Annotated in this window: 22 protein-coding genes; 6 read left to right on the forward strand and 16 right to left on the reverse strand. The window is 67.1% G+C overall.

Annotated features, from left to right (window positions below):
* Nucleotides 1-50 precede the first annotated feature (50 nt).
* The 4 genes from thiL (at nt 51) to HDG32_RS11550 (ending at nt 2,789) form a co-directional block, all read left to right on the forward strand.
* On the forward strand, nt 51-1,052 hold the full coding sequence (gene thiL, locus HDG32_RS11535) for a thiamine-phosphate kinase (RefSeq protein WP_184066799.1): 1,002 nt from the start codon (nt 51-53) through the stop codon (nt 1,050-1,052).
* Nucleotides 1,042-1,617, forward strand: coding sequence for a phosphatidylglycerophosphatase A (locus tag HDG32_RS11540; protein ID WP_184066802.1), 576 nt, complete (start codon nt 1,042-1,044; stop codon nt 1,615-1,617). The genes thiL and HDG32_RS11540 overlap by 11 nt, the downstream gene beginning before the upstream one ends.
* A gap of 108 nt (nt 1,618-1,725) precedes the next feature.
* A complete protein-coding gene (locus HDG32_RS11545; protein ID WP_184022908.1) occupies nt 1,726-2,226 on the forward strand; it encodes a CinA family protein in 501 nt (166 codons plus the stop codon).
* 32 nt (nt 2,227-2,258) lie between these two features.
* Nucleotides 2,259-2,789 (forward strand): cupin domain-containing protein, encoded by a 531-nt coding sequence (locus HDG32_RS11550; RefSeq protein WP_184066804.1) that lies wholly within the window; start codon nt 2,259-2,261, stop codon nt 2,787-2,789.
* Nucleotides 2,790-2,870: 81 nt separating this feature from the next.
* On the opposite strand, the gene pyrF is transcribed toward HDG32_RS11550, so the two are convergent.
* The 16 genes from pyrF to mpl all read right to left on the reverse strand — a co-directional run bounded on the left by pyrF (nt 2,871) and on the right by mpl (nt 20,873).
* Nucleotides 2,871-3,686, reverse strand: a complete 816-nt coding sequence (gene pyrF / locus HDG32_RS11555) for an orotidine-5'-phosphate decarboxylase (RefSeq protein WP_184066806.1) — start codon at nt 3,684-3,686, stop codon at nt 2,871-2,873.
* Between the two features lie 171 nt (nt 3,687-3,857).
* On the reverse strand, nt 3,858-4,919 hold the full coding sequence (locus HDG32_RS11560) for an aldose 1-epimerase (RefSeq protein WP_184066808.1): 1,062 nt from the start codon (nt 4,917-4,919) through the stop codon (nt 3,858-3,860).
* Nucleotides 4,920-5,139: 220 nt separating this feature from the next.
* Nucleotides 5,140-6,081 (reverse strand): SMP-30/gluconolactonase/LRE family protein, encoded by a 942-nt coding sequence (locus HDG32_RS11565; protein WP_184066810.1) that lies wholly within the window; start codon nt 6,079-6,081, stop codon nt 5,140-5,142.
* Entirely contained in the window at nt 6,078-6,878 is an 801-nt protein-coding gene (locus HDG32_RS11570) for an SDR family NAD(P)-dependent oxidoreductase (protein WP_090801880.1), read from the reverse strand. The genes HDG32_RS11565 and HDG32_RS11570 overlap by 4 nt, the downstream gene beginning before the upstream one ends.
* Nucleotides 6,879-6,929: 51 nt before the next feature.
* Nucleotides 6,930-7,946: an L-arabinose ABC transporter permease AraH gene (gene araH, locus HDG32_RS11575; protein ID WP_184022903.1), complete on the reverse strand. Its 1,017-nt coding sequence runs from the start codon at nt 7,944-7,946 to the stop codon at nt 6,930-6,932.
* A gap of 54 nt (nt 7,947-8,000) precedes the next feature.
* The gene (gene araG, locus HDG32_RS11580; RefSeq protein WP_184066812.1) at nt 8,001-9,557 is read right to left on the reverse strand and encodes an L-arabinose ABC transporter ATP-binding protein AraG; all 1,557 of its coding nucleotides are present in this window, start codon (nt 9,555-9,557) and stop codon (nt 8,001-8,003) included.
* A gap of 207 nt (nt 9,558-9,764) precedes the next feature.
* On the reverse strand, nt 9,765-10,763 hold the full coding sequence (locus tag HDG32_RS11585) for an arabinose ABC transporter substrate-binding protein (protein ID WP_184066814.1): 999 nt from the start codon (nt 10,761-10,763) through the stop codon (nt 9,765-9,767).
* A 120-nt stretch (nt 10,764-10,883) separates the two neighbouring features.
* The gene (locus tag HDG32_RS11590; RefSeq protein WP_184066816.1) at nt 10,884-11,672 is read right to left on the reverse strand and encodes an SDR family oxidoreductase; all 789 of its coding nucleotides are present in this window, start codon (nt 11,670-11,672) and stop codon (nt 10,884-10,886) included.
* Nucleotides 11,669-12,349 (reverse strand): 2-dehydro-3-deoxy-6-phosphogalactonate aldolase, encoded by a 681-nt coding sequence (locus HDG32_RS11595; protein WP_184066819.1) that lies wholly within the window; start codon nt 12,347-12,349, stop codon nt 11,669-11,671. The genes HDG32_RS11590 and HDG32_RS11595 overlap by 4 nt, the downstream gene beginning before the upstream one ends.
* Nucleotides 12,350-12,394: 45 nt before the next feature.
* Nucleotides 12,395-13,510, reverse strand: coding sequence for a 2-dehydro-3-deoxygalactonokinase (locus HDG32_RS11600; protein ID WP_184066822.1), 1,116 nt, complete (start codon nt 13,508-13,510; stop codon nt 12,395-12,397).
* Nucleotides 13,507-14,535: an IclR family transcriptional regulator gene (locus HDG32_RS11605; RefSeq protein ID WP_184066825.1), complete on the reverse strand. Its 1,029-nt coding sequence runs from the start codon at nt 14,533-14,535 to the stop codon at nt 13,507-13,509. The genes HDG32_RS11600 and HDG32_RS11605 overlap by 4 nt, the downstream gene beginning before the upstream one ends.
* Nucleotides 14,536-14,898: 363 nt before the next feature.
* Nucleotides 14,899-15,633, reverse strand: a complete 735-nt coding sequence (gene mtgA / locus HDG32_RS11610) for a monofunctional biosynthetic peptidoglycan transglycosylase (protein WP_184022897.1) — start codon at nt 15,631-15,633, stop codon at nt 14,899-14,901.
* A 25-nt stretch (nt 15,634-15,658) separates the two neighbouring features.
* Entirely contained in the window at nt 15,659-16,522 is an 864-nt protein-coding gene (aroE, locus tag HDG32_RS11615; protein ID WP_184022896.1) for a shikimate dehydrogenase, read from the reverse strand.
* Complete coding sequence (locus tag HDG32_RS11620) at nt 16,519-18,651, reverse strand: ribonuclease catalytic domain-containing protein (RefSeq protein ID WP_184066828.1); 2,133 nt, start codon at nt 18,649-18,651, stop codon at nt 16,519-16,521. The genes aroE and HDG32_RS11620 overlap by 4 nt, the downstream gene beginning before the upstream one ends.
* A gap of 216 nt (nt 18,652-18,867) precedes the next feature.
* Nucleotides 18,868-19,482 (reverse strand): YqiA/YcfP family alpha/beta fold hydrolase, encoded by a 615-nt coding sequence (locus HDG32_RS11625; protein WP_184066831.1) that lies wholly within the window; start codon nt 19,480-19,482, stop codon nt 18,868-18,870.
* The gene (mpl, locus tag HDG32_RS11630) at nt 19,479-20,873 is read right to left on the reverse strand and encodes a UDP-N-acetylmuramate:L-alanyl-gamma-D-glutamyl-meso-diaminopimelate ligase (RefSeq protein WP_184066834.1); all 1,395 of its coding nucleotides are present in this window, start codon (nt 20,871-20,873) and stop codon (nt 19,479-19,481) included. Before mpl ends, HDG32_RS11625 begins: the two co-directional genes overlap by 4 nt.
* A gap of 188 nt (nt 20,874-21,061) precedes the next feature.
* Here mpl and HDG32_RS11635 point away from each other — a divergent pair, with 188 nt between their 5' ends.
* Nucleotides 21,062-21,712, forward strand: coding sequence for a UDP-N-acetylmuramate--alanine ligase (locus HDG32_RS11635; protein WP_184066837.1), 651 nt, complete (start codon nt 21,062-21,064; stop codon nt 21,710-21,712).
* 19 nt (nt 21,713-21,731) lie between these two features.
* Complete coding sequence (locus HDG32_RS11640; protein ID WP_184066840.1) at nt 21,732-22,292, forward strand: TlpA disulfide reductase family protein; 561 nt, start codon at nt 21,732-21,734, stop codon at nt 22,290-22,292.
* Nucleotides 22,293-22,433: the final 141 nt, after the last annotated feature.

Raw genomic sequence — 22,433 nt, forward strand, 5'->3', positions numbered from 1 at the left:
CCCTGATCCGCGCCATTTCTCCAATCGTTCTCCGCTCACCGTCCGCCATCATGCTTTCCGAGTTTTCGCTGATCGATCGTTTCTTTGCCCGCCGCGCCGCCGCCGTGCGGCCCGCCAATGCCGAAGGCGGCACGCTCGGCATCGGCGACGATTGCGCGTTGCTGGCGCCGCCTGCCGGCGAAATGCTGGCGATATCGACGGACATGCTGGTCGAAGGCCGTCATTTCTTCGCCGATATCGATCCCGAAGCGCTCGGTCACAAGGCGCTTGCCGTCAATCTGTCTGACCTCGCCGCAATGGGCGCGCAGCCGCGGGCGTTCACGCTGGCCTTCTCGCTGCCGAAAGCCGACGAAGCCTGGCTTTCCGGTTTCAGCGAAGGCCTGTTCGCGCTCGCCGAGCGCTACGGTTGCGAGCTGATCGGCGGCGATACGACAGGCGGGCCGCTCAATCTGTGCATTACGGTATTCGGCAGCGTGCCGCCACGAACAGCCTTGCGCCGCGATGCCGCGCAACCCGGCGACGACATCTGGATCTCCGGCACTCTCGGCGACGCGCGCGCCGGCCTCGGCGCGCAGCGCGGCGAATGGTCCGCCACCCCGAATGACGCCGCGACGTTCCGCCGGGCGCTCGAACGCCCCGAGCCGCGCATCGCGCTCGGCCTCGCGCTGCGCGGCATCGCACACGCGGCGCTCGACCTGTCGGATGGACTCGCCGGCGATCTGCGGCACATCCTCGAACGCTCGTCGGTGGGCGCGAGCGTCGACGTCGATGCGGTGCCGCGCTCGGCCGCGCTACGCCGCCTGCCGCCCGACGTCCAGCAGCGCTGCACGCTCGCCGGCGGCGACGACTACGAGCTGTGCTTCACCGCGCCCGCCGCCGCGCGCGCCGCGGTCGAGGCCGCCGCGCAGAAGGCCGCCGTGCCGGTCACCCGCATCGGTACAATAAGCGCACTGGAGGCGGTCACCGACCGCCCGGCCATCGCGTGGCGCAACGCCAGCGGCGCGCCGCTCACTCTGACCTTGCAAGGTTTCGATCACTTTCATGCAGAATGACCCCCCGCTCGGCCCCGCCGACGACTTCCTCGGCGGCGAGCCGCCCCAGCCGCCTGGACCGCGCGAGCCGAAGCCTGCTCAGCCGCGCCGCGCGACCGCGCGCTTCATGCTGTCGCATCCAGTCCACCTTCTGTCGCTCGGCTTCGGCAGCGGGCTGTCGCCCGTCGCACCGGGCACGATGGGCACGCTGCTCGGGTGGGCCTCGTTCGCGGTGCTGAGTCGTTATCTGACAGTTATTGAATGGGGCGTGCTGATCGGCGTCGGCTTTCTCGGCGGCATCGCGTTGTGCGGCTTTACCGCGAAGCGGCTCGGCGTCGAGGATCCGTCGGCGGTCGTGTGGGACGAAATCGTCGCGTTCTGGCTCGTGCTGCTGATGGTCACGCCTGCCACGCTCGCCGGCCAGGTGGGGGCGTTCCTGATCTTCCGCTTCTTCGACATGGTGAAGCCGCCGCCGATCGGCTACTTCGACCGCCGGCTGAAAGGTGGCTTTGGCATCATGTTCGATGACCTGATCGCCGCATTTTTTACGTTGCTGGTGATTGCGCTGTGGCGGATGTCGGTTTGAGCGCTGCCTGTTTACCGTTCGAGTACCGTTCGACTCTTTTGGTCGCCGCCCGGCCCCTGCCGTTCGCCGCGCCGCCCGGCGGCTTCGTTTTCCGGATTGACTGAGATCATGCCTACCGATTCCGTCGTTCACCAGCTTGCGATCCGCGTGAGCAACCGTCTGCGCGACGAGCGCCTGATGCTCGTGACCGCCGAGTCCTGCACGGGCGGCATGGTCGCGACCGCGATCACCGACATCTCCGGCAGCAGCGGCTGGTTCGAACGCGGCTTCGTCACGTATTCGAACCAGGCGAAAAGCGAAATGATCGGTGTGCCGGCCGACCTGATCGAAAAGCACGGCGCGGTCAGCGAGCCGGTCGCACGAGCGATGGCCGAAGGCGCGCTGCGCAACAGCCGAGCGCAGGTGTCGCTGTCGATCACCGGCGTCGCCGGCCCCGGCGGCGGCACGGAAACCAAGCCTGTCGGCATGGTGTCGTTCAGTTGGAGCAACCGGCTGCACACATCGGTGGAAACGAAGATTTTCAAGGGCGACCGCGACCAGATCCGCGTGCAGGCCGCGGCGCACGCGCTGCGCGGCCTGCTGGCGCTGCTCGACGAACGCGAGCATTGAGCGGCGTCTAACTATCGCCGAGGAGGCGGACAATGCCGGATTCGCGCGCGATCGCAGACGAACTGATCCGCCGCTTCGATCTGAAGCCCCATCCTGAAGGCGGCTTTTTTGCGGAGACCTACCGCTCGGCCGCGCGCGTGCTGCGCGTCGGCGAACCGAGCGAGGTTGGGAACGCCCGTGCGGCGTCGACTGCGATCCATTACTTGCTGTGCGACGGCGCGCATTCGGCGTGGCATCGGATCCGTTCCGATGAAGTCTGGCATTTCTATGCCGGCGAGCCGCTGCTGGTCCACGTGCTCGATGAAAGTGATGCCGGCGGTGCGCTCGTCACGCACCGGCTCGGCAATCCGCTCACGCATCCCGATACGGTCTGTCAGGCCGTCGTGCCGGCCGGCTTGTGGTTCGCGGCCGAGTGCACCGATCCGGCATCGTTCGCGCTGGTCGGCTGCACGGTCGCGCCGGGTTTCGAATTCAGCGAGTTCGAACTCGCGGAGGTGGACGCGCTGAAGGCGCGGCATCCGCGGCATGCGGGGTTGATCGGGCGGCTCGCACCGGCGCGCTGACGCGCCGCGCCGGCCGCCGCGGGATCGCCCGCCGCGGGATCGCCCGCCGCGGGATCGCCCGCCGCGGGATCGCCCGCCGGTTCAACGAAACGCGTTGATCCGGTCGCGGGTGTCCTTCGCGGCCTGCGCGGCCGCTTGCGCGAAATCGTCGCCCCTGCCCGCGTAGATGATCGCGCGCGAAGAGTTGATCAGCATGCCGGTGCCGTTCGCGGTGCGTCCGGCGCTCACGGTGGCCTGCACGTCGCCCCCTTGCGCGCCGATGCCCGGAATCAGCAGCGGCATGTCGCCGACGATTCCGCGCACCACTTCGATTTCCTTCGGAAACGTCGCGCCGACCACGAGCCCAAGCTGGCCGCTCGCATTCCACTTCTGCGCGGCCAGTTGCGCGACGACCTGATACAACGGCCGACCGCTTGTCTCGAGAAACTGCAGATCCGAGCCACCCGCGTTCGACGTGCGACACAGCACGATCACGCCCTTGCCTGCGTGCTCGAGATACGGCTCGATCGAATCGAAACCCATGTACGGATTGACCGTCACCGCGTCGGCCTGGTAGCGCTCGAAGGCCTCGCGTGCGTATTGCCCGGCCGTGCTGCCGATATCGCCGCGCTTGGCGTCGAGAATCACCGGCAGGCCCGGATGGTTCGCGTGAATGTGGGCGATCAGCTGCTCGAGCTGCTCTTCTGCGCGATGCGCGGCGAAGTAGGCGATCTGCGGCTTGAACGACGACGCGTACGGCGCGGTTGCATCGACGATCGTGCGGCAGAACTCGAAGATCGCGTCGGCGCGGCCCGCGAGCGCACCTGGGAATTTGCTGGGCTCGGGATCGAGGCCAACGCACAGCAGCGAATTCGTGCGCTGCCAGGCGTCGTTGAGTGTCTGGATGAAATTGGACATGGTGAGTCTCGCGGCGAGCCGGTAATCGGAGGAGGCGCGTATTTTACCTGTCCCACGAACGCCGTCCGTCGATGGCGGTCACCGCGCGGCCCGCGCCTCATAGGCGATAGCAGCGCCAGGCCGCCCGTTCGGACGTTCGTCCGGCCGGCGGCCCGGCGGCTACGACTGCGGCTACTGCCTGCGCCGCGCGCCGCGCCCGCCCGGCATCGAGCGCAGTCCAGTCCGCTCGACCGTGAAGCGGAACGTGCGCGTCAACCGCTCGCCGCGCTTGAGCAGCGTCATGCCGTTTTCGCTCGCGCCGCCCGCCAGGTTCATCGCATTGATCGGATGATCGACCGGTTCGAAGCAGAAGAAGTCTTCGCCGGGCGGCGTGTACAGCACGTAATAGTCGGTGTCGGCGGCGATGTTCAGCGACAGACGGCGCTTCGGCCATACCACTGCCGCGTGGCCGCTCCAGCCGGTGAACGCGTGATTGACGATCGTCTCCGGCAGCGGATACGCGACGCCGAACTGCCACGCGGGGGGCGCCGGCACGTGGCGCACCGGCAGCCAGTCGTCGCCCGAGAGCCACAGGCCGCCGGCCGCCGCCGACAGCTCGGTGTCCGCGTCGCGCACGAAGAACGGATGCACGCCGAGCCCGAACGGCAGCGTCTCGCGGCCAGCGTTTTCGATGTCGAGCGAGACGACCAGCGTTGGGCCGTCCAGCGTGTAGGTTTGTGTCGCGCGGAACGCGTACGGCTTGCCGTCGCTGCGGTCGAGCGCGAGACGCACGTGCTCGCGGCCCGCGTCGAGCACCTGCCATTGCGCGAGCCAGCCGTCGCCGTGAATCGGCAGCGGCTCGTCGGCGCGGTTGCGCGGCACCTCGACGCGCCGCCCGGCCACGCTGAAATGGCCGCCGCCGATGCGGTTCGAGTACGGCAAGAGCGGATAGCAGGCCAGCTGGTTCGGTTGCGTATCGACACCGACGTGACTGCAGCGCCGGAAGATCGGCGTCAACGCGCCGTCGTCGCGCCAGTCGAAGCGGGTCACGCCGCCGCCGAGCGTCGGCGCGACATCGAGACGCAAGTGCGAGTTGGCGAGCGTGATGCACGCGACATCGCCGGCGCTGCCTTCGCCGAGGGCCACCGCCGACGTGCTCGGGCCCGCCAGCACGGGATTGGCGGCCGCGGCGAGTCGCGAGCGTCGCGTTTGAGAGGTTGGGGATGAGGCTGAAACGAGATTCGCAACAGTCATATCTGGCTCCATCGAGAGGCGTGGGACGTTGCCGTCAGGGTTGACGGGAGTGGCGGGCGACTTTTTGTGACCAATTCGCCTCGAGTCCGAACTGCATGCTGCCGATTCGTTGCCGGCCGATCGCGGGCGTATTGCTCGCGGACCGAAACTGCCACATCGACTTCTGCTTCACCTTCAGGATCGCGGCCCCGGCGTGCGGCCGGGGCTGCGTCATTCTGCGCTAGATAGGCGCGCCCTGGAACAGCGGCTCCGCAACACCGCGCCGCGCGAGCGTCGCGACGAACAGGTCGCCCGCGAGCGTGTCGGCCGCGCGCGCCGTCGCATCGAGCTCGGCGTAGGCGCTCGTGATGTACAGCGTGTCGAGCGCCGTCTCGCCCTGGGCGCTGCCCGTGGCCTGGCCGAGCGCGGCACCGCCGATCGCGACGCAGCTCGGCTGCGTGGTCGGCACGTCGATGCGCTCGGTTTCCACGCCATCGGGACCGTAACGCACCACGCGCGCGCCGCCCCATTGCGCGTTCCACAGGCCGCCGTCGCTGTCGACGGTCGAGCCGTCGGGGATGCCGTTCGCATCGGTCAGGCGAGTGAACAGGCGATCGTTCGCGATGCCGCCGTCCGCGCGATAGTCGCACGCGCGGATTTCACGCGTCGGCGAATCGCAGTAGTACATCGTCGCGCCCTCGGGACTGAATGCGATGCTGTTCGAAATCGCCGGCGCTGGCAACGGTAAACGTTCGAGCGACAGATCGTGATTCAACCGATAAAAGCCGGCGACCGTCTGCCGTTGCCCGCTTTCGTCCTTGGTGCCGAACACGAAACGCCCTTGCCGATCGCAGCGGCCGTCGTTGACGCGTGTATTCATGCCTGGCTCGACGTCGACGATGCGCTGTGTGCTGCCTGTCTGCAGATCGAAAAACGCGAGGTGCGATGCGAGCCCGAGCAGCACGTAGCGCGGGTTTTCGCACAGTGCGAAGGTGGCGAGCCGCTCGGGCATGTCGAACGAATCGCTGCGGCCGTCGGCCGGATCGTAGCGCCACAGCCGCGCGCCTTCGATGTCGGTCCAGTAGAAGCGGCCGCTCCTCGCGCACCAGGTCGCGCCTTCGCCGAGCTCGCATTGCGCGTCGAGCAGCAGCGTGGCCCGCTGCACGCGCGGGCTGGCGCTCACGCCCAGCCTCCGTCGACGACGATGTCCTGCGCGGTGATCATGCGGCTGTCGTCGGCGGCGAGGAACAGCGCCATGCGCGCGAGGTCGGCCGGCATCAGCTCGGCGTCGATGCACTGGCCTTCCTTGATCTGGCGGCGGCCGTTGTCGTCGAGCCACAGGCGCAGCTGCTTGTCGGTCATCACCCAGCCCGGCACCAGCGTGTTGACGCGGATATTGAAGTGGCCGAGGTCGCGCGCGAGCCCGCGCGTCAACCCCTGCACCGCCGACTTCGACATCACGTACACCGGATAGCCGCCGTTCTTCAGCATCCAGCTGATCGAGCCGAGGTTGATGATCGAGCCGCTACGCGCGGCCTTCATGTCCTCCATCACGGCCTGCGCCGCGAAGAACTGATGGCGGATGTTCACGGCGATGCCCGCGTCGAACGACTCGCGCGTCACGTCGCCGATCTGATGGCGCTTGTCGTTCGCAGCGTTGTTGATGAGCACCTGGATCGGACCCAGCGCGGCCTTCACGTCGGCGATCGCTTTTTGCAGCGCGTCGACGTCGGTCAGATCGCAGGCCAGAAACAGCGGCTTGTGCTTCGAATCGCCGAGCTGGTCGGCGAGCGCTTCGCCCGCGCTCGCGTCGATATCGAAGAACGCGACGCGCGCGCCCTGCGCCGCGAAGTGCTCGACGAACGATGCGCCGATGCCGGTCGCGCCGCCCGTGATCAGCACCGTACGGTCGACGAGGCTCGGATAGCGCGCGTACGCGGTGTCAGCGAGGCTGGCGTTTGCATTGGCCGGAGACGACATCGTTCGATTCCTTTATGAGCTTGGATGTGCTTGGGATGGGGTGAAAGCGACTCAATCGCGCGAGCCGCGGTTCTTCAACTGGTCGAGCAACACGGCCGCGAGCAGGATCGCGCCGCGCACCAGGTACTGATAGAACGCGTCGATGTTCAGCAGGTTCATCACGTTCTCGACCGTACCCATGATCAGCACGCCGATCACGACGCCGGAGATCGTCGCGCGGCCGCCCAACAGCGACACGCCGCCGAGCACGCATGCGGAGATCACGTTCAGCTCGAAGCCTTCGGCGGCGTTCGGCTGACCCGACGTGATACGCGACGCGAGAATCACGCCGGCAAGCGCGGTGACGGCACCCTGGATCAGAAAGATGTAGACGCGCGTGCGCTCCACGTTGATACCGGCGAGCCGCGACGCTTCCGGATTACCGCCGATCGCCAGCGTATTGCGGCCGTACACGGTCTGGTTAAGCATCACGCCGAACACGATGAAGCAGATCAGCGTGACCCAGATCGGCAGCGACACGCCGAAGAACGTCAGGCCGCCGAGCGCGATGAACGTATCCGACGACACGCCGACCGCCTGCCCATGCGACACGATGAAGCCGAGGCCGCGCACGATTTCCATCGTCGCGAGCGTCGTGATCAGCGCGTTGATGCGCAGATAAGCGATCACCGCGCCGTTGACGAAGCCGATCACCGCGCCCGCCGCGACCGCCGCGATGATCGCGATGACCGTGCTGTTGGTCGCGTTGAGCACCATCGCGCACAGCACGCCGGCGAACGCGACGGTCGAGCCGACCGACAGGTCGAAGTCGCGCGACGCGAGGCAGAACATCATCGTGCACGCGACCATGCCGATCTGCGAGATCGACAGCGCGAGGCCGAGCATGTTCTCGATCGAGAAGAAATGATCGACGGTCAGCGACATCGTGACGAACATCAGGATGAAGATCACGATCAGGCTGTATTCGGTGATCTGCTGCCACCATTTGGCCTTGTCGCCGGTCTGCGGAATCAGCGCGTCGGCCGCGCTCTTGGCGGTCTGCTGCGCGAGGTTTTCTCTGGCTTGCATGTTCAATACTCCTCCCCGTTCCCCACGGGTTGCGGACTCGCGTCCGGATAAGGTTCAGGCCGCGCGCGACGCGCTCTGGTTGGCGGCGTTGGCGTTCGCGTTTTCAGGCAGCGCGGTCGAGCTTTGCGGCAGCGCGAGGCTCAGCACCGACTGCTCGGTCGCGTCCTTGCGCGCGAGCTCGCCGGAAATGCAACCCTGGCGCATCACGACGATCCGGTCGGACACGCCGAGCACTTCGGGCAATTCCGACGAAATCATCACGATCGCGCAGCCGCGCTCCGCGAGCTGATAGATCACGTTATAGATCTCGTGTTTCGCGCCGACGTCGATGCCGCGTGTCGGTTCGTCGAGAATCACGACTTTCAGATCGGGCTCGGCGAGCCAGCGCGACAGAATCGCCTTCTGCTGGTTGCCGCCCGACAGGAAGCGGATCTTCTGCCGCCGATGCGGCGTCTTGATCTTCAGCAGCTTGATGAAACGGTCGGCCGTCTGCGCCTCCTTCTTGCGATCGAGAAACACGCCCGCGCGCAGATAGTGACGGCGGCAGCTGATGTTGATGTTCTCCGCAACGCTCGCCATCGCGACGATGCCCTCTTCCTTGCGATCCTCGGGGCACAGCACGATGCCGTGTTTAATCGCCTCGCCCGCGCTGCGCACCTTGATCGGCTTGCCGTCGAGTATGAGTTCGCCGCCCTTGCGATGCTCGGCGCCGTACACCAGATGCATCAGTTCGCTGCGGCCCGCGCCGACGAGTCCGAAGAAGCCGACGATCTCGCCGCGCCGCACCTCGAAGCTCGCCGGCTGCGCGAGCGGATGACCTTCGATCGCCTTCGCCGCGAAACGCACTTCGCCGAGCGGCCGCGCCGAATAGCTGTAGATGTCCGAAATTTCGCGCCCGACCATCTCGCTGACGATCGTGTCGCGCGACACGCCTTCTAGTGTGGGATGCGACGCGACCTTGCGGCCGTCGCGGAAGATCGTGCACGCGTCGCACAGCTCGTAGATCTCGTCCATCCGATGTGAGATGTAGATCATCGCGCGGTTGTCGGCGCGCAGATCGCGCACCAGCTTGAACAGCACCTCGGTCTCGCGGTGCGACAGCGAGCTGGTCGGCTCGTCGAGCGCGATCACGCGCGCGTTGCGCATCAGCGCCTTGCAGATTTCGACCATCTGCCGTTGCGCGATCGACAGCTTGCGCAACTTCGCGTTCGGATCGAGCGCGACGCCCATCGCTTCGAGCCGCTCGCGCACGAAGCGCTTCGCCTCGCGCTTGTTGACCCAGCCGAGCGCATTGGGCAGCTGGCCGAGCAGCAGATTCTCCGCGACCGTGAGGTCGGGCACGTACTGCAGTTCCTGGTGAATCACCGCGATGCCGGCACCGATCGACGCGGCCGCGCTCGGAAAGCGCACCTCGTTGCCGTCGATCAGCATGCGGCCCGAATCGGGCTGATACTCGCCGCCGAGAATTTTCAGCAGCGTCGATTTTCCCGCGCCGTTTTCGCCCATCAGGCCGTGCACCTGGCCGACGTTGACGTCGAAGGACACGCCGTCGAGCGCACGCACGCCTGGAAAAACCTTGCCGATATTGTCAAAACGTAGCGTCGCTGACACTTCGCCTCCTTGTCGACCGGAGTTAGCGCTTTAGCGCTTACTCCGGTCCCATGCAAGATATTGCTGCTTCATGTTGACCGTACGCGTATCGCGCGCGGTCCGTCTGTCTACCGCAGATCGTCTCTCGCCGCCGGCGCGCCGTCCCCTGCGCCAGGCAGGGAAAGCGACGCGCCGGCGGTGTACTTCATACCACCGCAAGTCTTGCGATTACTTCGACGCGAGGCCCATCTTCTCGCGCACTTCGCCGACGTTGTCGCGCGTCGCCAGCATGCCGGTCGTCAGCGTCAGCAGCGGCGGTTCCTTGCCCTGCGTGATCCACGCGTACATCAGTTCCGAGGTTTCCTCGCCGTGGCGCTTCGGGCTGATGATCACGGTGCCGTAGAAGCCCGTCGGCTGCGGCTTCTTGAACTCGTTCATCGCGGACTCCGAACCGCCGATGCCGATGCCGATCATGTTGTCGGCCTTGAAGCCACGGCCTTCCGCCGCGCGCACCGCGCCGAGCACGCCTTCGTCGTTCAGCGCGTAAGCGACCCAGTGCTTGAACTGCGGGTTCTTCGTCAGCGCGATGTTGGCGGCGTTGAACGCGTTTTCCGTGTCGGTCTTCGCCTGCGGCGCGGTGACGATGTTCGCTTTCGGGAAGCCCGCGGCGACCAGCGCGTCGGTTGCGCCGGTGGTGCGGTCATGCGCGGTCGGCAACTGCTCGTAGGTCACGTCGATCGCGCCGACGTCCTTCATGTCCCAGCCGCGCTTCTTGATTTCAGCCGCGATGCCGTCGCCGACCTGCTTGCCGATGTTATACGCCGAGATGCCCATGTGCGGCACCGCTTCGATCGGCTTGCCCGCGCCGTCGACGAGGCGGTCGTCGACCGTCATCATCTTCAGGCCGTCCGCCTTCGCCTTCGCGACGATGCCCGGCCCGAGCTTGACGTCGGGTGTGCAGATCACGAAGCCCTGTGCCTTCTGCGCGGCGAGGTTATCGATTGCGCTCATCACCTTCTCGCCCGACGGCGCGCCGATCTTCACGAGCGTGAAGCCCTTCTCCTTGGCGGCGATCTCGGCGAACTTCCATTCGTCCTGGAACCACGGTTCTTCCGGCTGCTTCACGAGAAAGCCGATCTTGACCGAATCGGCGGCCTGTACGACCGGTGCGTTGAGAAGCACACCCGCCGCCGCCGCTGCCAGCGTGAGGAAAATTCTGCGTTTCATAATGCGTGTCTCCTGACTAATTGATAACGAGAAGGTAATCGGCCGCGTCTTCTTGTACCGGTCTGACACACGCGGCCAGCGCGTCGTCCGGTGTTCTGTGCGTCTTCTGGCGATGCGAATTCAGTCGTGATACAGCGCCGAGCGCCCGCCATCGACGGTGATGCAGCTCGCATTGATGAACGGCGCTTCGTCCGACGCGAGGAACACCGCGGTCATCGCCACCTCCTCCGGACGGCCGATGCGCTTCATCGGCTGCAGATCGAGTGTCGCCTGCTGCGCGGCGGCCGGATCGGACTGCTCGTTCCACCAGTCGTGCGTCAGCTGCGTCTCGATGTAGCCCGGCGCGATCGCGTTCACGCGCACGTTGCGCGGCGCGTACTCGATGCCGAGCGCGCGCGTGAGGCCAATCACGCCGTGCTTCGCGACCGGGTACGGAAAGCAGCCCGGAATGATCTTGAACGCGTGCGTCGACGCGATGTTCACGATGCTGCCCGCGCCGCGCTCGACCATGCCCGGCAGCACCGCGCGACAGCCGTTCCACACGCCGTCGAGATCGACCGCGAAGCAGCGCCGCCAGTCGGCGTCGGTCATCGTCAGCGGATCGCAGAACACGTTGATGCCCGCGTTGTTGACGAGGATGTCGAGCGCGCCGAACGCGCGTTCGCCTTCGCTGACCGCGTGCCGCACCGACGCCGGTTGCGTCACGTCGGTCTGCACCGCGAGCACGCGCGCGCCGGCGCCGGTGCCAACTTCCGCCTCGATCTGCGCGGCCGTGCGCTGCGCCGTGTCGAAGTCGAGTTCCGCCAGCACGACCGCCGCGCCTTCGCGCGCGAACGCCAGCGCGATCGCCGCGCCTATGCCACGTCCAGCGCCCGTCACGAGAGCGGCTTTGCCGGCGAGCCGGTTCATTTCTTCACGCCCGCGCGGGCGATCCGCAGACCGTTGATGAACGCCTTCGCATGCGACGCGGTCACCGCCGCGCTCTGGCCCGGCTTGTACAGCGCCGAGCCGAGGCCGAAACCGTTCGCGCCGGCGCTCAGGAACGGCCCCATGTTGTCCGGCGTGACGCCGCCGACCGGCACGAGCGGCACCTGCGCGGCGATCACCGCGCGCCATGCCTTGACGACCTGGCAGCCGAGCTGCTCGGCGGGGAACATCTTCAGCACGTCCGCGCCGTTCTTCAGCGCGATGAACGCCTCGGTCGGCGTCGCGACGCCGGGCGCGCAGGCGAGGCCCCGCGCCTTCGCGGCGATCACGACTTCCGGATCGCTGTGCGGCATCACGATGAGTTCGCCGCCCGCGGCCTTCACGTCGTCCACCAACAGCGGATGCAGCACCGTGCCCGCGCCGACGATCGCGTCGGCCGGCAGCACCTTGCGGATCGCCGAGATGCTGTCGAACGGCTGCGGCGAATTGAGCGGTACTTCGACGATGCGAAAACCGGCTTCGTACAGGGCCTGACCGTGATCGGCCGCGTCGGCGGGCGTGACGCCGCGCAGGATCGCGATCAGCGGACAGGCTTCGAACGCGGCGATCAGACCCGCGTGCGGCATGTACGGTGCGGGCAGATTGATGTGTGGTTGCATGTCGGTTCCTTGTTTCGTGAGCGTCGTAAAGGGCTCTGCCGCCGGTCAGCCTGCGCGCGCCGCCTGGGCGGACGGCCGGACGAGCTTCGCTTCGACGGCGACGCGCCACAGGCCGCGTTCGGTTGCATGCCTGACCGGCTCCGCGCGCAGACAGCCGAATTGCGCGAGCGCGAGGCGGTAGCGCTCGCACAGCGCGTCGTTGCCGATCAGCCGCAGACTCTGCTGCGCGAGCGAGCTGCCTTGCTGCGCGAGTACCGCTTCGAGGCCGGCGAGTTCGTGCCCGATCAGCAGGCCCGACAGATAGTCCGGCTGTGCCTCGCTCGACAGCGCGCCGGTCAAGCCGAGCGTGCGCGTGCTGAACACGGTCGCGAGCACGCCTGCCTGGCCCTTCTCGCGCGCGATGTTCACGCCGCGCAGAAATGCTTCGGTATCCGGGCGATCGGGCGTGATCATCGTGCGGCCGAGAATCGTGTGCTCGCGCAGCGCGGCGAACACCTCGCCGGTCATGAACGTATGAAAGCGCTCGATGCGCTCCGCCTGCACGACCGCCCATTTCGCGTGCGTGCCGGGCAGGCCGATCAGCGAGCGGGCGTTGCTGTCGACCGAGTTCGCGTCGTGCGCGCCGTCCGCGTCCGCGCTGAGCGCGCCGAAAATTTGCGTCTCCTCGCCGCGCATCACGTTCGGCAATTCCCCGCGTTGCAGCACGCCCGGCACGATATGCAGCGTCGCGCCGCGCGCGGTCTGCACGCGGACGATACCGGCCACCAGCGCATCGGCGTTCGCGGGTGTCTCGACATACGGCGCTTCGAGCCAGCCCTGCGCGCTGCCGACCATCCCCGCCGCGATCACCGGCACGCCGCGCGCATGGTCGAGCCATGCGCCGCAGGCGTCGTCGAACGCGGCGTCGAAGCCGCCCTCGGCCGCGCCACGCGGCAGATTCATGATGCCGGCCGTCGATGCGCGCGTCGCCAGCACGCGACCGTGCGCGTCGAACAGATAGGCGCGCAGCGACGTCGTGCCCCAGTCGAGCGCGATCAGCGCGGCGTGCGTGAAATCGACGGCGGCGGTATCGGCGGCGGCGGTCGCGTCCGGCTTCACGCCCGAGGTGGGCGCGGCGGGCGCCCGGTGGTTCGCCAGCGTGGCGGTGCCCGCTTGTTTCATCGCTTGATCCTGCGCGTGGCCGGTCGCGGTGCGCGCCAACCGAGTTCTTCCGATATCGCGCGCGCCTCGCGCTGCACGACCGGAATCAGTTCGTCCATCCGTTCGAGCGGCATATAGGGAATCGTGCTGGCCACCGACAACGCCGCGACGATCGCGCCCGACGCATCGCGCACCGGCGCCGCGACGCAACGGATCGCCGCTTCGTTCTCTTCGAGATCGAACGTGTAGCCGCCGGCCGCGTAGTTCGTCATGCGCTGCAGGAAGGTCGGCGCATCGGGGCGGTTGTCCGGCTTGAAGCTGACGCCCGCGAGCGCGCGGCGCGACGCGTCGAACAGCGACTGCCATGCGTCCGGCGCGAGGTCGAGCATCATCGCCTTGCCGATGCCGGTCGACGCGAGCGGCATCCGATGGCCGACGCGCGAGCGCATTTCGAGGCCGCGCGTGCCGGGGATCTTGTCGATATACAGCACGTCGTCGCCGTCGCGCACGCCGAGGTGGATCGTGTCGAGCGTCTGCTCGGCCAGCGACTCGAGGTGCGGACGCGCGACGGCCGTCAGTGGCATCTGTTCGAGCGCGATCGTGCCGAGCTCGATCAGCTTCGGCCCGAGCAGATAGCCGCCCTGCACCTGGCGCAGATAGCGCGCCTGCACGAGGCTGCTGACGAGCCGGTGCGTGGTGCTGCGGGTCGTGCCGAGCGCGGCGCCGAAGCTGCGCAGATCGCGCACACCGGCCGCGGCCGCCTCGAGAATCGCAAGGCCGCGCAACAGCGTCTGCGTGCCGGCCTGCTGCGGCGTGATTTCCAGCAGCGTGACCGGCAGCCCGAGACCGTCGACGGTCGCCGCGCGCGCCACCGGGCGCGACGCCCTCGCGGTAACGGACGCGCTGGCAGCGACATTGGCGGTGACGGCTGAAGCCTCGCGCGGCGCGGAATTCGGCGCCGGATTCGCGGCGCTGTTCGGCCCGCCGTTCGAGCCCTGCGCGGCCTCGGTCGCGCTGGCGGCGGGAGTGGGCATCGCTTTGTTCATGGCGATTCGCCTTCGGATGGTTTCTGCGCTTAGCGCGCGGGGCCGGAGAACAGGGCGGAAACAGGTGCGGCGCCGCGCTCGCGCGGCTGCTGTGGTTGGCTACCAGACATGGTCGGTCTCGTCTCCGGTTTTTTTCTGTCGCAGTTCGCTGTTGCGGCGCGCTGGGGCGCCGACTCGCGATGCATGTTGGCTTGGATTGTAGGGCGACTTTTGAGAATCACCAATATGTGAATGTTGAGTCCATATAGTGAGATTTTAGTGGGCGATCGAGTGTTTAGCGAACTGTCGCGGTCGCGGTCTGCTGACGCAAAAAAGCCCGCGCGAGGCGGGCTTCGAAGCAGGACAACGGGATCGACGGCTCTTTCAATCCGGCAATTCAGCCGCGCCCATCCGCCGCGCAATCACGCGCGCGCGTTGCGTGAGATACGCCGAATTCCTGTGTTCATCGAAATACCTGGGGCGTGGCAGCATCACCGCGAGCCGCGCCGACTGCGCGGCCGTGAGTTTGCTCGCCGAGGTCTTGAAGTAGTACTGCGCGGCCGCCTCGGCGCCGTACACGCCGCTGCCCCATTCGACCGAGTTCAGATAGATCTCGAAGATGCGCTGCTTGTCCATCAGCGTTTCGAGCATCCACGTGATGATCAGCTCCTGGCCTTTGCGGATATAGCTTTTCTCGCGCGACAGAAACAGGTTGCGCGCAAGCTGCTGCGAGATCGTCGAGCCGCCGCGCACGATCCGGCCTTGCGCCTTGTTGCGCTCCCACGCCTGCAGGATCGCGTCGGTTTCGTAGCCTTTGTTGTTGACGAAGTTCGCGTCTTCGGACGCGATGATCGCGCGCTTCAGGTTGCGCGAAATCTGATCGTACGGCACCCACGTTCGCTGCACCGACAGATCCGGCCGGTCCTGCGACAGACGCCATGCGTCCGAGCGCATGAACGCGGTCGAGCGCGGATTGACGACGTTCCAGATTGCGATCTGCGCGAAGTAGTACGCCTGCGTCGCGAGCCAGGCGATGGCCACGACCGCGGTCAACCAGGCGAGCCAGCGCAGCGGGCCGGACTGGCCGCGCGAACCGCTGGCGCGCCGCGTCGCTGTCATGGTGCGTGCTATCCGCGCGCCGACGTTACGCGGGCGACGGCGCCGTCAGCAGCGCGCGCAATTCGGCGAGCACCGGCGCACTGTCCGGACGCACGCCGCGCCACACATGGAACGATTCGGCGGCCTGCTCGACCAGCATGCCGAGTCCGTCGGCGCCGCGCGCGCCGAGTTTCGCCGCGTGCTGCATGAAGATGGTCGGATGCGCGCCGTACATCATGTCGTAGGCGAGCGTGCCGTTGCCGAACGCGCGATCGTCGCACTCGGGCAGCGACGCATCGAGGCTGCCCGCGGTCGCGTTGACGATCACGTCGTACTGGCCCGCTTCGATCGCGCGGGCGCTGCCGCCGGTCAGACGGCAGTGCGCGCCGCTGGCAGCCTGCGCGAACTGGTCGACCAGCGCTTCGGCCTTCTGCGCCGTGCGATTGACGATCGTCAGCGTATGCGGTGCGCGCTCGAGCATCGGCAGCACGACACCGCGCGCGGCCCCGCCCGCGCCGAGCAGCAGGATGCGCGCGCCCTTCAGCGACACGCCGAGATTCACCTCGATGTCGCGCACGAGGCCGAAGCCATCAGTGTTGTCGCCGTAGATGCCGTCGGCGTCGACCCGCAGCGTGTTCACCGCGCCGGCCGCCGCCGCGCGCGGCGACAGCGTGTTCGCGAATGCATGCGCGTCGAGCTTGAACGGCACCGTCACGTTCAGGCCGCGTCCGCCCGCTTCGATGAACGCGCGCACGTGCGGCACGAACGCGTCGAGCGGCGCGAGCAGATGACCGTACTCGACCGGCTCGCCGGTTTGCGCGGCGAAGCGGCCGTGGATGAACGGCGACTTGCTATGCCCGACGGGGTTGCCGATGACCGCGTAGCGCTCGCGCGTTGGGTTGCCGCTCATCGTCCCGGCTCCGTGATGTGTTGGTCGCGGTCGGCGTTGTTCGCGGCGTTGTTGCCGTCGCCGGTCGCCGCGGATTCGTCTGCGCTGGGGTTGTCGTTGGGATTGCCGCCGTCGGCTTCCGCTTCAGCTTCGGCTTCGCTTTCGGCGCTGTCGTCGGATGCCTCGAGCAACTCTTCCTCGCCCTCGTCCTCGCCTTCTTCGGCTTCGCCGCCGCTCGTCACGGTCGGTGCATCGAGCACGTGCAACAGACGCACCGACGCTTCGATCGTCAGCTCATCGATCGACATGACTTCCATCTGCAAACGCGTGCCGCGCGCATGCACGCCGAGGCCCGGCACGTGCAGCAGCAGCGGAATTTCCTCGAGACGCACGAGATCGCCCTTCACGACCGACGCGACCACCTGCTTGCGGTTTTCCTGCCTGAGCCAGCGCAGACACCAGAAGTACTCCATGCGACGCTGATAGTCGGCGTACGCGGTGTAGGTGTCGTCGAAGCCTTGCACGACCGCGAACAGATCGGCGTCCTTCGGCTTGAACGGCGCGGCGAGCTTGGCGGTCACGCCATGCTGCACGCACGCGATCAGCTGCCACTGATTCACGAGGTCGACGTAGCGGCGCAGCGGCGACGTGCTCCACGCGTACTGCGTGACGCCGAGCCCTTCGTGCGGCGCGGCGTTGGTCTGCATGCGCGTGCGCTTCGGGCCGCTCGGCACGCCGAACGCGCGCTGCGTGCGATAGATGCCCGGCACGCCGTGATCGTGCAGGAACCCGCCCCACGACGAGTTCGCGAGAATCGCCAGCTCGGCGACGATCGTGTCGAGCGGCGAGCCGCGCCGGCGCGGCGTAATCGTGACATGCTCGCCGTCGACGTAGAAATTGAAGTCGGTATTGCGCTGCACTTCGCGGCGCAGGCCGTAGCCGGCGCGCGCGGTCTGGCGCTTTTCGAACAGCGCTTGCGCGAACGGCCACAGCACGGCGATATCGTCCTTGTGCGGATACTCGCCGGTGCCCTCGGCGAGCGCCTTCTCGGTGACGATTTCGTCGAGCGTGTTGTGGCGCAGATTGTTCTTCACGAACACGCGCTCGGCGCGCGTTTCGCTCGCGACGATCTCCTGCGTCTCGCGATTGACGATCACGTACAGCGACAGCGCCGGCCGATACCCACCCTCGGCAAGCGTGAAGGTGTCGACGACGCTGTCGGGCAGCATCGTGATCTTGTCGCCGGGCATGTAGACCGTCGACAGACGCGCGCGCGCAATCGCATCGACTTCGTCGCCACGCTGGATGCCGAGCGCCGGCGCGGCGATGTGCACGCCGATGCGCACACGGCCGTCGGCCAGATGCTCGACCGAGAACGCGTCGTCGATTTCGGTCGTGGTGATGTCGTCGATCGAGAACGCCTCGACGTCGGCCTGCGGCAGATCGTCGGGCACGTTCGCGGCCGCGACGGACGGGAAGCCGGTGCCGTGCGGGAAGAACTCGGACAGGAACTTCGCTTCGTGCAGCGCGCGCGGCGACGCGATCGCGCCGCATTCGAGCATCAGCCGCGCCTGCGAGATGCCGCGCGCGGCCGCGGCGCCCTCGAGCGCCTTGTACTCGATGGTGTTCTTGTCGGGCTTCGTCAAGAGCGCGAGCCCCTTGCCGCCCGCGAACGCTTCAGGCAGACGGCCTGCCTTCAGCTCTTCCTCGTACTGCGCCTGCACGAGCGCCTGCTGACGCTTGCGCTCGAGGCCCGCGAGCGCCATCTTCAGCTGCTCCTGCGGCGCGCGCTGGTACATGCCGCGGCCCTTGCGGCGGAAGTACACCGGCGAGCCCTGCATGCGCAGCACCAGCGCCGCGCGCTCGATCGCGCCGAAGCTCGCGCCGAAGTACTCGGCGCCCAGCGTCGCGAACGGGAATTCATCGTCCGGCGCGCATTCCCACAGGAAGTCCAGATCGATCTCTTGCGCCAACGCGTCGGCCTGCTGCATCAGTTCGGCCGCGCTGGGCTTCTCGAACTCGATCAGCACATCCTTCGCGCGCACCTTCGCGCGCCGCCCGCCCGGCAACTCGACCTGAAACGCGTCGCCCTGGCGCGACAGCACGCTGCCGGCCTTGAAACTGCCCGATTCCTCGAAGAAAACGTTCACTCAATACTCTCGTTCTGACTTGCATCTGCCGTCGCGCCCGACGCCCTGTGGCGATCGATCACTGCATGCGCGGCACGGCAACCTGTTCGTGATAGTGAATCCGCGGCGCGCACTGCGCGTGCCAGCGGGTTGAATCTTGCGACCAGCGGTGGCGGTCGGTGTGCCTCTCTGACTGACGTCCTGGCAGGGTTTCGGTGCCGCCGCCCTTGCGTGCCGTCAGGCCGCCGCGCACGGCGCCGGCGGCTCGACGTGTTCGGCGTCGCAAAAGGCCAGCACGTCGTCGAGATACTGCGCGAACTCGCTGATCGCGTGGTCGCTGCCCTCGATCAGCGTGGTGCGCGCGCCCGGATAGTGCGCGAGCATTTCGCGGTAGTCGAGCACTTCGTCGCCGGTGGCTGCCATCAAATAATAGCGTTCGGGCCGCGTGATCGACGCGACGCCGAGCGCGCGCAATTCATCCAGATGATGCGGCTCGACGACGATGCTGCCGCCACCGTGCCACAACGGCTGCTCGCCGAGATACGCGCTCAGGTCGCGCTGCGGCACGACCGCCGGGTTCAGCAACACGGCCGGCCAGCCGTGTTTCTCGGCCAGATGGGTGGCGAAGTAGCCGCCGAGCGAACTGCCGATCACGGTCACCTGCCGCGCATCGCCCTTCGCGCGTGCGTCGGCGACCAGCGATTCGGCGAGCGCCACGGTTTCGAACGGCGACACCGGCAGCATCGGGCAGCACCACTCGTCGGCGCGACCCAGCTCGGCGAGACGCGCCGCGAGCAGGCGCGCCTTGAACGAATTCGGCGACGAACGGAAACCGTGCAGATACAGAATCACGACGCGCCTCGCGTCGAAAGACCGTCGAGCAGTTTCTGATGCACGCCGCCGAAGCCGCCGTTGCTCATCACCAGAATCTGGTCGCCGGGGCGCGCCGCGTGGACCACCGCCTTCACGAGCGCGTCGAGGTTGTCGAACGCCTGCGCCTTGCCGTCGAGCGGCGCGAGCGCTTCGCCGAGGTTCCAGCCGAGCGCGTCGCGCCCGCTCGGCGCGCCGTAGCCGAACACGAGATCGGCGTCGGCGAGGCTCGCCGGCAGTTGCGCTTTCATCACGCCGAGCTTCATCGTGTTCGAGCGTGGTTCCAGCACCGCAAGGATTCGCGTGTTGTCGCGGCCGACCCGCGCGCGCAGGCCGGCCACCGTCGTCTCGATCGCGGTGGGGTGATGCGCGAAGTCGTCGTACACGGTCACACCCTCGACGCTGCCACGCACTTCCATGCGGCGCTTCACGTTGCGAAATCCGGACAGCGACTTCGCGGCCTGCGCGGGCGGCACGCCGACATGGCGCGCGGCGGCGATCGCGGCGAGCGCGTTCAGGCGGTTATGCTCGCCCTGCACCTGCCAGTCGACCACGCCGACGCGTTCGCCGTTGTGATAGACGGCGAAGCGTTCGTCGACGGGCACGCCCTGCTCCGCCGCCTGGATCTCCCAGCCGCCCTGGACGCCGAAGCGCTCGACCTCGCTCCAGCAGCCGCGCGTCAGTACGCGCTCGAGCGCGTCCTCGCGGCCGTTCGTGACGACGCGGCCGAGGCGTGGCACCGTGCGGATCAGATGATGGAACTGCGTTTCGATCGCGGCGAGATCAGGAAAGATGTCGGCGTGATCGAATTCGAGATTGTTCAGCACCGCCGTTTTCGGGCGGTAATGGACGAACTTCGAGCGTTTGTCGAAGAACGCGGTGTCGTATTCGTCGGCTTCGATCACGAAGAAGCTCGAATCGGTGAGCCGCGCCGACACGCCGAAATTCAGCGGCACACCGCCGATCAGGAAGCCCGGGTTCAGGCCCGCATCTTCGAGCAGCCAGGTCAGCATCGAGCTCGTGGTGGTCTTGCCGTGCGTGCCGGCCACGGCCAGCACCCATTTGCCGTTCAGCACGTGCTCGCCGAGCCACTGCGGACCGGACACGTACGGCAGGCCGCGGTCCAGAATCGCTTCCATCAGCGGGTTGCCGCGCGTGACCACGTTGCCGATCACGAATAGATCCGCGTTCAGGCCGTTCAGTTGGTCCGCGTCATAACCCTCGATCAGACCGATGCCTTGCGCCTCGAGCTGCGTGCTCATCGGCGGATAGACGCCGGCGTCGCAGCCGGTCACCGTGTGGCCCGCATTGCGCGCGAGCACCGCGAGACCGCCCATGAAGGTGCCGCAGATGCCGAGGATGTGGATATGCATAAGCCTGTCGTGCCGCGGGGGCGTTTCTTGCGAGGGATGAGAGAGCCACAGGACGGTCGGAACGACCGTCTGCAAAGGACGCCTATTGTAACCGACGCGACGCGCGCTGCCCCCTGCCGGCCACGCCCGGCGCCGCCCCGTGCGGGCCGCCGAACCGCGTCGCAGGCTCGATCGAGTATCATGCAAGGATGGTCCGCAAATCACATTTCGATCCGCAGCGCCTGCGCGAGGAAATCGCAATCGCGGCGGCACGCCTGATTGCCGAAGACGGCCTGGATTACGCCAGCGCGAAGCGCAAGGCGGCCCGGCAGGTCGTCGGCGAGACTCGTGTTGCCGGCGAATGGCTGCCGGACAACGATCAGATCGAAGAAGAAATCCGCGAATATCAGTCGCTGTTCCAGAGCGACAGCCAACCGGCGTTGCTGCGGCGCCTGCGCATGATCGCGGTCGACTGGATGGAGCGGCTCGCGCCGTTCAATCCGTATCTGACGGGCGCGGTGCTCGGCGGTACGGCCGGCGAGCATTCGGATGTGCATCTGCAGGTGTTTTGCGACAACCCGAAGGAAGTCGCGATCTACATGCTCAATGCAAACATCCAGTACGACGTGTCGGAAACGCGCCACTTCGCGGGCCGCGGCTACGTGGAGACGCTGAGCTTTCTGTGGCGCCCCGCGGGCGAGCGCAACGCCGAGCCGGTCGGCATCCACGTCGCGCTGTACGAAACCGACGACCTGCGTGGCGCGGTACGCGCCGACGCGCGCGGCCGCACGGCGCGGGCCAATTTGCCGGCGGTGCAGGCGCTGCTCGACGGCGACGAAGTGCCGTCCTTCACCAATTGATCAGACAGAACGGAGCACGATGAACACGAGACGTATGCTGGCGGGCGCGGTCGTCGCGCTGATTGCCGCGGGCGGCGGCGTACTGGCCAATCACTGGCTCAATCGCGGTTCCGACGTTGCGTACGCGGTGCAGGCCGGAGCGCAGCCTGCCACCTCTGCGAGTCCCGTGCAGCAACTGTGGACCGCGCCGGTCACGAACGTCGACGGCAAACCGCAGTCGCTGAGCCTGCTCAAGGGCCACCCGATCGTCGTCAACTTCTGGGCGTCGTGGTGCGCTCCGTGCGTCGAGGAAATGCCGGCGCTGTCGCAGATCCAGCGCGAGTATGCGAAGAAAGGCATCCAGTTCGTCGGCCTCGGCGTCGACTCGGAAAAGAACATCCAGACCTTCCTGCAGAAGGTCAAGGTCGCGTACCCCATCTACGTGACCGGCTTCGGGGGCGCCGACCTCGCGCGCGCGTTCGGCAACAATGCGGGCGGTTTGCCGTTTACCGTCGTGATCGACGCAAAAGGCAACATCCGCTCGACAAAATTGGGCCAGATCGACCCGACGGCGCTGCGTCAGACGCTCGACGCGCTGTAAATTTCCCGATTTCCCACGCTGCGCTTTTTGGCATGCGATTCCGTGCAGAACGAGCAAAAATACACGGATAATTCCCGAATTTGAGTGAAGTTGGACCCAAGGCTGCGCGGCGGCCCGCGCCGGCCGTCGCCGCGTACGCGC

Origin of the sequence: Paraburkholderia sp. CI2, from assembly GCF_014201055.1 — a bacterium.
Lineage (GTDB): Bacteria > Pseudomonadota > Gammaproteobacteria > Burkholderiales > Burkholderiaceae > Paraburkholderia > Paraburkholderia tuberum.